10 protein-coding genes and 1 tRNA gene are annotated in these 9085 nt (G+C 70.0%); 8 read left to right on the forward strand and 3 right to left on the reverse strand.

The window, feature by feature from the left end:
* Positions 1 to 43 precede the first annotated feature (43 nt).
* Positions 44 to 820: a hydroxyacylglutathione hydrolase gene (gene gloB / locus NON22_RS15590; protein WP_257387881.1), complete on the reverse strand. Its 777-nt coding sequence runs from the start codon at positions 818 to 820 to the stop codon at positions 44 to 46.
* A 179-nt stretch (positions 821 to 999) separates the two neighbouring features.
* On the opposite strand from gloB, the gene NON22_RS15595 reads away from it, so the two are divergent.
* The 4 genes from NON22_RS15595 (at position 1000) to NON22_RS15610 (ending at position 4448) form a co-directional block, all read left to right on the forward strand.
* On the forward strand, positions 1000 to 1662 hold the full coding sequence (locus NON22_RS15595; protein WP_257387872.1) for a class I SAM-dependent methyltransferase: 663 nt from the start codon (positions 1000 to 1002) through the stop codon (positions 1660 to 1662).
* On the forward strand, positions 1659 to 2111 hold the full coding sequence (rnhA, locus tag NON22_RS15600; RefSeq protein WP_257387873.1) for a ribonuclease HI: 453 nt from the start codon (positions 1659 to 1661) through the stop codon (positions 2109 to 2111). The genes NON22_RS15595 and rnhA overlap by 4 nt, the downstream gene beginning before the upstream one ends.
* The gene (gene dnaQ, locus NON22_RS15605; RefSeq protein WP_257387874.1) at positions 2111 to 2830 is read left to right on the forward strand and encodes a DNA polymerase III subunit epsilon; all 720 of its coding nucleotides are present in this window, start codon (positions 2111 to 2113) and stop codon (positions 2828 to 2830) included. Before rnhA ends, dnaQ begins: the two co-directional genes overlap by 1 nt.
* A gap of 301 nt (positions 2831 to 3131) precedes the next feature.
* Positions 3132 to 4448 carry a cytochrome c family protein gene (locus tag NON22_RS15610; protein ID WP_257387875.1) on the forward strand — a complete coding sequence of 439 codons (1317 nt, stop codon included), beginning with the start codon at positions 3132 to 3134 and terminating at the stop codon, positions 4446 to 4448.
* Between the two features lie 397 nt (positions 4449 to 4845).
* Here the strand turns inward: NON22_RS15610 and NON22_RS15615 are convergent, their stop codons facing one another.
* Positions 4846 to 5547, reverse strand: a complete 702-nt coding sequence (locus NON22_RS15615; protein ID WP_257387876.1) for a PP2C family protein-serine/threonine phosphatase — start codon at positions 5545 to 5547, stop codon at positions 4846 to 4848.
* A 293-nt stretch (positions 5548 to 5840) separates the two neighbouring features.
* Between NON22_RS15615 and NON22_RS15620 the strand changes: the two genes are divergently transcribed.
* Both NON22_RS15620 and NON22_RS15625 read left to right on the forward strand, forming a co-directional pair.
* Positions 5841 to 5930, forward strand: a tRNA-Ser gene (locus NON22_RS15620).
* A 100-nt stretch (positions 5931 to 6030) separates the two neighbouring features.
* A complete protein-coding gene (locus tag NON22_RS15625; RefSeq protein WP_257387877.1) occupies positions 6031 to 6426 on the forward strand; it encodes a DUF6165 family protein in 396 nt (131 codons plus the stop codon).
* Between the two features lie 18 nt (positions 6427 to 6444).
* Here NON22_RS15625 and NON22_RS15630 read toward each other — a convergent pair whose 3' ends face one another.
* Complete coding sequence (locus NON22_RS15630) at positions 6445 to 7506, reverse strand: glycosyltransferase family 9 protein (RefSeq protein WP_257387878.1); 1062 nt, start codon at positions 7504 to 7506, stop codon at positions 6445 to 6447.
* A gap of 65 nt (positions 7507 to 7571) precedes the next feature.
* Between NON22_RS15630 and NON22_RS15635 the strand changes: the two genes are divergently transcribed.
* Both NON22_RS15635 and NON22_RS15640 read left to right on the forward strand, forming a co-directional pair.
* Positions 7572 to 8354: a 3-deoxy-D-manno-octulosonic acid kinase gene (locus NON22_RS15635; protein WP_257387879.1), complete on the forward strand. Its 783-nt coding sequence runs from the start codon at positions 7572 to 7574 to the stop codon at positions 8352 to 8354.
* Positions 8351 to 9085 (forward strand): MBL fold metallo-hydrolase (locus NON22_RS15640; RefSeq protein WP_257387880.1); only part of this gene is annotated, 735 nt, incomplete at its 3' end. The genes NON22_RS15635 and NON22_RS15640, both read left to right, overlap by 4 nt.

The raw sequence follows: 9085 nt of genomic DNA on the forward strand, positions 1-9085 counted from the left end.
AGCATCGGCGCGAGCGCGAGGCGGCGCAGCGGCAGTCGTGCGTTCATGCGGCAGGCGCCCGGAACTGGTCCTTGCCGCGGCGCAGTGCGGCGAAGCGCTCGACGCGCGCCGCCGCCGCGATGCCGTGGCGCTCGCCCCAGGCGACGATGTCCGGCGCGTCGACGCGCAGGAACGGATTGGTCGCACGCTCCCGCGCGACCGTGCTCGGCAGGGTCGGCAGGCCGGCCGCGCGCAGTGTGCGCACCTCGTCGCAGCGTTCGCGCAGCGCGGCGTTGTCCGGCTCGACGCTCAGCGCATAGGCGCAGTTCGCGGCGGTGTATTCGTGCGCACAGCAGACGGTCGTGGCGGCCGGCAGCGCGGCGAGGCTGTCGAGCGACGCGAGCATCTGCGCCGGCGTGCCTTCGAACAGGCGGCCGCAGCCGACGCTGAACAGGGTGTCGCCGCAGAACAGCAGTCCGTCGCCGTGGTAGCCGATATGGCTGGTCGTGTGGCCGGGCAGGGCCAGCACGCGCAGGCGCAGCGCCGGCGCGGCCAGCTCGACCGTGTCGCCGTCGGCGACACGCCGCGTCGCCGCGGCGATGCGTTCGTCGGCCGGCGCGTACACTTCTATCGCGTCGAAGCGTTCGCGCAGTGCGGCGACGCCGCCGATGTGATCGGCATGGTGGTGGGTCAGCAGGATGGCCGTCAGCTGCAGGTTCGACCGCTGCAGCGCGGCGAGGACCGCGGCCGCGTCGCCGGGATCGACGACGACGGCCCGGCTGCCGTCATGGGCGAGCCAGAGATAGTTGTCGTCGAAGGCGGGGACGGGTTCGAGGCGCAGCACGACGTTCCGGACAAGCGGCAGAGGCGCGTGACTATAGCCGCGCTTCCGGCAGTGCTCGTTAAGCGCGTTTAACGACGGCGGCAAACGCTGCGGGACAAGCCGGGGCGACTTGGCGCAAAATCCGCGTCCCCTGACGTGCGCCGCTTATGCTCCTGCGACCCCAGCCGCCTCATCCCATGGACGCACTGCGCGCGGTGTTCGCGCAGGAGCGCGCCGCGCTCGCTCCGGAATGCGCCGGCGTGTTCGGGCGGCAGGGACTGTTCATCGGCTGCGATGCGGAGTTCGCCGAGCGGATGGCCACGCCGATGCTCGGACGTCGCGTCGGCCTGCATCTGCACGGCCCCGACCGGCTGGCCGGCGACACGGTCTGCAGTCCGGAAGAGCTGCCGTTCGCCGACGACAGCTTCCGCCTCGTCGTGCTGCACCATGCGTTTGAAGGCGTCGCCGCGCCGGCCGCGCTGCGCGAAGAGCTCGTGCGCGTGCTCGAACCCGGCGGCGTCGCGCTGATCGTCGGCTTCGCGCGATTCGGCGCCTGGCGGCCGTGGCTGGCCTGGCAGACACGCAGCCAGGCCGTGCCGCCGCAATTGGCGACCGCCGGCGCCTGGCGCCGCGCGCTGGCCCGCGGCGGCGTGGACGTCTATGCCGAACGCCGCATCGGCGCCGAGCGTTTGGCCGTGGCCGGCGTCCGGCTGCATCTGCCGCCGGCGCTGCGTTCGAGCTGGCTGCTGCTCGCGCGCAAGCGCAGCACGAACGCGCTGCTGCGCTCGCGGCCCGTGGCGCTGCGGCAGCGCGCGGCGCGCGCCCATCTCGCCTCCGGCACGCAGCGCGCGAGCGCATGAACGAAGCGGCGGTCGTGCAGGTGTTCACCGACGGCGCCTGCCTGGGAAATCCCGGGCCGGGCGGGTGGGCCGCGCTGCTGCGCTACGGCACGGTCGAGAAGGTCATTTCCGGCGGCGAGGCGGACACGACCAACAACCGCATGGAGCTCATGGGCGCGATCGCCGCGCTCGAAGCGCTGACGCGGCCCTGCGGCGTGCGCATCACGACCGACTCGCAGTACGTCAAGCAGGGCATGCAGCAATGGCTGCCGCGCTGGCAGGCCAACGGCTGGCGCACGGCCGACAAGAAACCGGTCAAGAACCAGGATCTCTGGGAACGGCTCGCACGCGCGGTCGCGCGCCACCGGGTCGAATGGTTCTGGACCCGCGGCCATGCGGGACATCCCGACAACGAACGCGTCGATCGCGCTGCGCGCCTCGCGGCCGAACGCCAACGCCAGGAAGCCTGATGCGCCAGATCGTGCTGGATACCGAAACCACGGGCCTCGAGGCCGCGCGCGGCCACCGCCTGATCGAACTGGGGTGCGTGGAGCTCCTCGCGCGCCGCGTCAGCGGCAGCCATTTCCACCGCTATCTGAATCCCGAGCGCGACATCGATGCCGGCGCCCAGGCCGTGCACGGCATCAGCATCGAGTTCCTCGCCGACAAGCCGCGCTTCGCCGACGTCGTCGAGGAATTCCTCGCCTACATCAAGGGCGCGGAGCTCATCATCCACAACGCCGCATTCGACGTCGGCTTCATCGACGCGGAACTCGCGCGGCTCGGCCCGCAGTACGGCCGCCTGACCGACCATGCCACGGTGCTGGACACCCTGGCGATGGCGCGCGAGATGTATCCGGGCCAGCGCAACAGCCTCGACGCGCTGTGCAAGCGCCTGGACATCGACAACAGTCATCGCGAGCTGCACGGCGCGCTGCTCGACGCGGAAATCCTCGCCGACGTCTATCTCGCGCTGACCGCCGGCCAGGGCGCGCTGGACTTCGTCGTCGAAGTCGAAACGACGCAGGTGCAGATCGCCGTCTACGGCGTCGCGGGTGAACGGCCACCCGTGCGCGTGCGCCTGGCCGACGCGGCCGAACTGGCCGCGCACGAGGCGCGTCTGGCCGGCATCGACAAGGCGAGCAAGGGCGCCTGCGTCTGGCGCCGCCTGGAACCGGCGCCGGTCTAGCCGCAGGTCCCGGTCGTACGGCTCGCGGCGACGGCGGTCCTGACGCGTCGTCGGTTTACGACTCGCGATGCCCGGCTTCACCGGCTCGACGCAGCCCGGCGACCGATGCACGGTTCCGCCGCCGCGCCACGTTTCTCACCGGGGCTGTCAGCAAATCCGGCGTTTTTGCGTAGTAGGCCCGAGACCTGGATCCCGTCCGCGCCGCCGGCGCGGGCCCGGCACAGGTCGCCAGTGCCCGTGGCATAATCGGCCCGCGCGCCCAGCAGCCGCCAGGGCGCTCGCCTGAATGGGGAGTTCGGCGATGAGACTGCGTACGTGGATCGTTGCAGTGTGCGTGTTCCTGCTGCCCGGCGTGCTGTCCGCTTCAGCGGTCGACGCGATCGCGGCGCACAAGCATCTCGGGGTTGCGAGCTGTTCCAACAGCGTCTGTCACGGCGCCTCGCAGGCGTTCCGCGAATCCCATGTAATGCAGAACGAGTTCGCGATCTGGCAGGAGACCGATCCGCACGCCAAGGCCTACGCGATACTCGAACAGCCGGCCTCGCGCGAGATCGCGCGCAAGCTCGGCCTCGGCAATGCGACCGAAGCGAAGATCTGCCTCGACTGCCATGCCGACAACGTGCCGGCCGCGCAGCGCGGCGAGCGTTTCCAGCTCAGCGACGGGGTCGGCTGCGAGGCCTGCCACGGCGGCTCCGAGCAGTGGCTCAACGCGCATGCGGACAAAAGCGTCAAGCATGCGGACAACCTCGCCAAGGGCATGTACGCGACCGACGACCCGGTCAAGCGCGCGGAACTCTGCCTGTCCTGCCACATGGGCACGAAGGACCGCATGATCACGCACCGGATCATGGGTGCGGGGCATCCGCGGCTGGCCTTCGAGCTCGACACGTTCACCTGGCTCGGCCGCCCGCACTATGCGATCGATGAGGACTGGATCCAGCGCAAGGGTGAATTCAGCGGCGCGCGCGACTGGGCCGTGGGGCAGGGCGTGGCTGCAGTCAATCTGCTCGACCAGTTGGCCGATCCCAAGGCCGGCATGCAGGGCATCTTCCCGGAACTCGTGCTGTTCAACTGCTTCGCCTGCCACAAGCGCATGTCGGACAAGAGCTGGGGACCGCGCCAGGGCACCGGCCTCGGGCCCGGCGTCGTGCGTCTCTACGACGCGAATCTCGTGATGTTCCGCCACGTGCTCGCCGCCGTGGACACGTCCGCCGAGGCGCGCGTGTTCGAACAGACGCGCGCGCTGCATCGCGCGACGACCGAGAGCCGCGACGCGACGCTGGCCGCCGCGAAGAAACTGCGCGCGACGCTGGCCGAGCTGCTGCCGCGCGTGGCCCAGCACCGCTTCGACGGCGGCAGCCTCAACGCGATCCTGGCCGACATCGAAGCCGACGCCGCGCGCGGCGAATACCGCGACTACGACGCGGCCGAACAGGCCGCGATGGCGGCGCAGTCGGTCATCGTCGCGTTCGAGAACACCGGCACCATCGACAAGGCCCGCGCCGATGCGCTCAAGGCCCGGCTCGACGGCGTCTACGCCGTGCTCAAGAACGAGAACGGCTATTCGATGGGCAGCTTCCAGACCGCATTGAAGGCGCTCAGGAACGGCGCGCCCTGATCCGGCCGTGAATCGGCGACGACGGTTGCGGTGAGCCGACGTGCGAACCGCAACGTCGTGGCCCTACGCGACGAAAGACGGCCGACGGAACGTTCCCTGCGCTGCGGCGGCATTCGAAGCCGCCGGCTTGGGGCTTGCGGGCGGGATCATGCGCGGCGCGTCGTTTCGTGCGCCGGCGTCGTCGCGTTCGGCGCCCGTTCCCGCGGACGAATCGCGTTCGAATTTCTTCGCGGAGAGAAGGCGATGCAGCGGGCTGCGCTCGCCGCAACTCGTATGTCCGCGTCGCACGCAATTCATTCCGCTTCGCCGCGGAGCGGGACTTGGCCCGGAATTCTGCGCGGCGGAGAGGCCGCGACGTCGCGGTTCGCGGCTCCGGCCGCAACCCGCGCGGCGGCGCTCAGCGGCGCCGGATCAGCACGACCGTGACGTTGTCGGAGCCGCCGCCGTCGAGCGCGGCGAGGATCAGGTGGTCGACGCATTCCTGCGCCGACAGGTCCGGACGCGCGAGGATGCTCTCGATCTGCGCGTCTTCCACTTCTTCGGTCAGACCGTCGCTGCAGAGCAGGATCTGCATGCCGGGCTGCAGGGTGCCGGTGATCGTTTCCAGGCGCAAGTTCTGCGGATCGGTCACGCCGAGCGCCTGGGTCACGACGTTGCGGTGCGGATGCGTGCGCGCCTGTTCGGCGGTGATCGCGCCCTGCTCGATGAGCTCCTGCACGTAGGAGTGGTCCTGCGACAGCTGCTTGAGCGCGCCGTTCCAGACGTAGACGCGGCTGTCGCCGACCCAGGCCATGTCGAACTGGTCGCCGTTGATGTTGACCGCGGCGACCGTCGTGCCCATCGGCAGCGCTTCGGCGCGGCGGTTGGAATGACGGATGATTTCTTCGTCGGCCAGCTGTATCGCGCGGCCTATCGGCGTGCCCTTGCGCACTTCCTCGATCAGCGTGTCGCGCGCGATCGCGCTGGCGACCTCGCCGTGCTCGTGGCCGCCCATGCCGTCGGCGACGAGCCACAGACCCAGCTCCGGGTCGGCGTAATACGTGTCTTCGTTATGTTCGCGGCGCAGGCCGACGTGGGAGCTGTGTCCGAATTCGATCATGCGCGAAGCCTGGTTTCGGGTTCAGTGGCCATCGCCAGACGCAGGGCGCCGGCGTCCAAGAAACGGCGGCACATGCGAAAAACGAACTGGGTCATAGCATGCCGCCGGGCGGCGCCCCTAGGCAAGCGCAGGCCGCCGGTGCGCGGGCTGCCCCGATCAATACGCAAAGCCGCGGGAAATGGCGTCGCGCCGCAGGCCGCGCGAACCCGGCTTGTATCTGCGCCGCGTTGCCCGTACTATTCGCGCCCCTCGCCGCGCCACCGGCGAGGACCGGTCGACAGACCGACAGTTCCGGAGAGGTGGCAGAGTGGTCGAATGTACCTGACTCGAAATCAGGCGTACGTGTAAGCGTACCGTGGGTTCGAATCCCACCCTCTCCGCCAGCAGTGACGAAAACGCCCCTCACGGGGCGTTTTCGTTTTCCGGCCCCGAACCGGCATGGTTTTGGGCTACGCTCGCTTCCCCCGCCGCGGACCGCGTTCCATGTCCCAGATCACCACTCCGATTTCCCATGGCGAACTGATCGACAAGATCACGATCCTCGAGATCAAGTCCGAGCGGATCGCCGATCCGGCCAAGCTGACCAACGTTCGCAAGGAGCTGGACCTGCTGCTGGAGGTCTGGAGCGGCGACGCGGCGGCGGCCGTCGACATCGGTGCCGAGCGCGCGCGGCTGAAGGCCGTGAACCAGGCCCTCTGGGACATTGAGGACCGCATACGCCTGAAGGAAAAAGCGCAGTCCTTCGACGCCGAGTTCATCGAGCTCGCGCGCGCGGTCTACTTCCAGAACGACGATCGCGCGGCGATCAAGCGCGAGATCAATCTCAAGCTCGGCTCGCAGCTCATCGAAGAGAAGTCCTACCAGAACTACAAGAGCTGAGCGCGCCGCCGCCTGCGCTCAGGGCAGGCCGCGCGCGGCGGCGAATGCGTCGAAGCGCTCGATGACCGCATCGACCCCGATGAGGTCCATGACGCCATCGTGCTCGATCTTGGTGCCCCAGCGCAGCGCGCTCGCGGGCTTGCCGCGAAAGCGCCGCGCGGCCTCGTCGTAGCGGTCCACGCACCAGCGCCGGTCCGAGTACGGACCCGAGCGGTGCGGGTTGCTCGCCGCGTGCAGTCCGAGCACGGCCGTGCCCATCGCATTGGCCAGATGCATCGGTCCGGAGTCCGGCGTCAGTACGAGATCGGCCTTGCGCAGCAGCGCGAGCAGCTGCTTGAGCGTGTCCTTGCCGATCAGGTCGATCGCCGCGCCGCGCTGCAGCCGCGCCGCGATCGCATCGCCGAACTCGCGCTCGTAGGCGCTGGGGCCGCCGCAGAGCACGACGCGCCAGCCGCGCCGCGTCGCCTCGTCCATGACCGCCGCATAGCGTTCGGGACGCCAGTTGCGCAGTTTGTGACTGGAACAGGGGCTGACGATCAGGGTCGGCGCAGCGCCGGGCAGATGGTCGTCGGCGAAGGCCTGCGCCGAGTCGGGCACCGGCAGGTCCCAGCGCACGTCGGTCTGGCGCAGGCCCAGCGGTTCGAGAAAGCTGCCGATCGCATCGAGCACGTGTTCGCCGCTGCGCGCGGCGATGCGCTCGCCGATGAACAGCCGGTGCAGATCGCGCGAACGGGCCGCGTCGTAGCCGATGCGCCGGCGCGCCGATACCGCGGCGCTGAGCAGGTTGGACCGCAGCGCGACCTGCATGTGCAGCAGCGCATCGAAGCGGCGCCCGTGCAGCGCGCGGCGCACGGCCTGCCAGCCTTTCCAGCCCTGGCGCTTGTCGAACACGACGAACTCCACGCCGGGCAGATCGCCGACGAGCTTGTGTTCGAGCTTGCCGACGATCCAGGTCAGCGCGGTCGCCGGCCAGTACCGCTGCACGGTACGCACGAGGGGCACGACGTGACTGACGTCGCCGAGCGCGGAGGTACGCAGCAGGCACAGGGAGGCCGGCGGGGTCGATGCCTGTACGGACATGGGGTTGCTAGAATGGCCCGGAGAACGAAGACGAGACGAATGCGGCACGTGCCGCAGCGCAGGCGATGAACGAAGCGACCCTGAAGGCCACCGGCGCCGGCGCGATTCTCTGCGACGCGTCGATCGCTGCACAAGTCGGCGAAGACTGGTTCGATCCCGCGTACTGGCGCACAGCCGCCGTCGCCGGCGGCCGCGGCGCGGCCTGGCGCGTGCAGACGCCGGCCGGCGAGGCGGTGCTGCGGCATTTCCGCCGCGGCGGCAGCATCGCCCGCGTCCTCGGCGATCTGTACGTCTGGGCAGGCGCCGAGAAGACGCGCCCGTTCCGCGAATTCCGGCTGCTGCAGCGGCTGCAGGCGCTGGGCCTGCCGGTGCCGCAGCCGCTGGCCGCACGCTACCGGCGCGAGCGGCTGCTGTTCTACCGCGCCGACCTGCTCACGCGGCTGATTCCGGCCGCGACGACCCTGGCCGAAGGCCTGGCCGAGCGCCGCATCGACGCCGCCGCGATGCGCCGCGTCGGCGCGACGATCGCGCGCTTCCACGCGGCCGGCGCCTACCATGCGGACCTGAACGCGCACAACGTCCTGTTCGCCGGTGCGACGGCCGAGGCGCCGGCCGGGGGCGCGGTCCATCTGATCGATTTCGACCGTGGCGAACTGCGTGCGGACCGCCGCGGCTGGCCGCAGGAAAACCTGCAGCGGCTGCACCGTTCGCTGCGCAAGATCGGCGCCGCCGCCGACGGCGAGGCCCGCTTCGAGCGCGAACTCTGGCAGCCCTTGCAGGACGCCTATACGGCCGCACGTCAACAGTCCGACAATGGCGCGCCCCCGCGGCAGGACCGTAACGCATGACTCTGGCGCTGCATTTTCTCGGCGTAGGCTCGTCCCAGGCCGTAGAGCTCGGTTCTTCCGGCGCCGTGCTCGAACGCGACGGTGCGCCGCTGCTGCTGGTCGACTGCGGCCCGGAAACGCTGAGCCGCTATCTCGAGCGCTACGGCCGCGTGCCCGCCGCGATCTACGTGACGCATACGCATCTCGATCACGTCGGCGGCTTCGAGCGCCTGTTCACCAAGATCTATTTCGATACGGCACTGCGCGGCCGCGTGCGGGTATACGCGCACGCGGCGCTCGTGCCGCTGCTGCAGGCGCGCATCGCCGACTATCCGAACGTGCTGGCCGAAGGCGGCGCGAACTTCTGGGATGCGTTCCAGCTCGTGCCAGTCTCGCGCGGCTTCTGGCACGAGGATCTGTGGTTCGACGTTTTTCCGGTGCGCCACCATGCGCCGGACACGGCCTTCGCGCTCGCGCTGCGCGGCAGCTTCGTCTGGACCGGCGACACGCGGCCGATACCGGAAATGCTGACCCGCTACGCCGCGGCCGGCGAACTCGTCGCGCACGACTGCGGCCTCGTCGGCAATCCGTCGCACAGCGGCATCGACGACCTGGAGCGCGAATATCCGACCGAGCTGCGCGCGCGTCTCGTGCTGTATCACTACGGCAGCGCCGCCGACGGCGCGGCGCTCGCGGCGCGCGGCTATCGCGTCGCGCGCGCCGGCGAGCCGGTCGCGTTGAATCCGGCCCAG

The sequence above is a fragment of the Tahibacter caeni genome (genome assembly GCF_024609805.1).
GTDB lineage: Bacteria > Pseudomonadota > Gammaproteobacteria > Xanthomonadales > Rhodanobacteraceae > Tahibacter > Tahibacter caeni.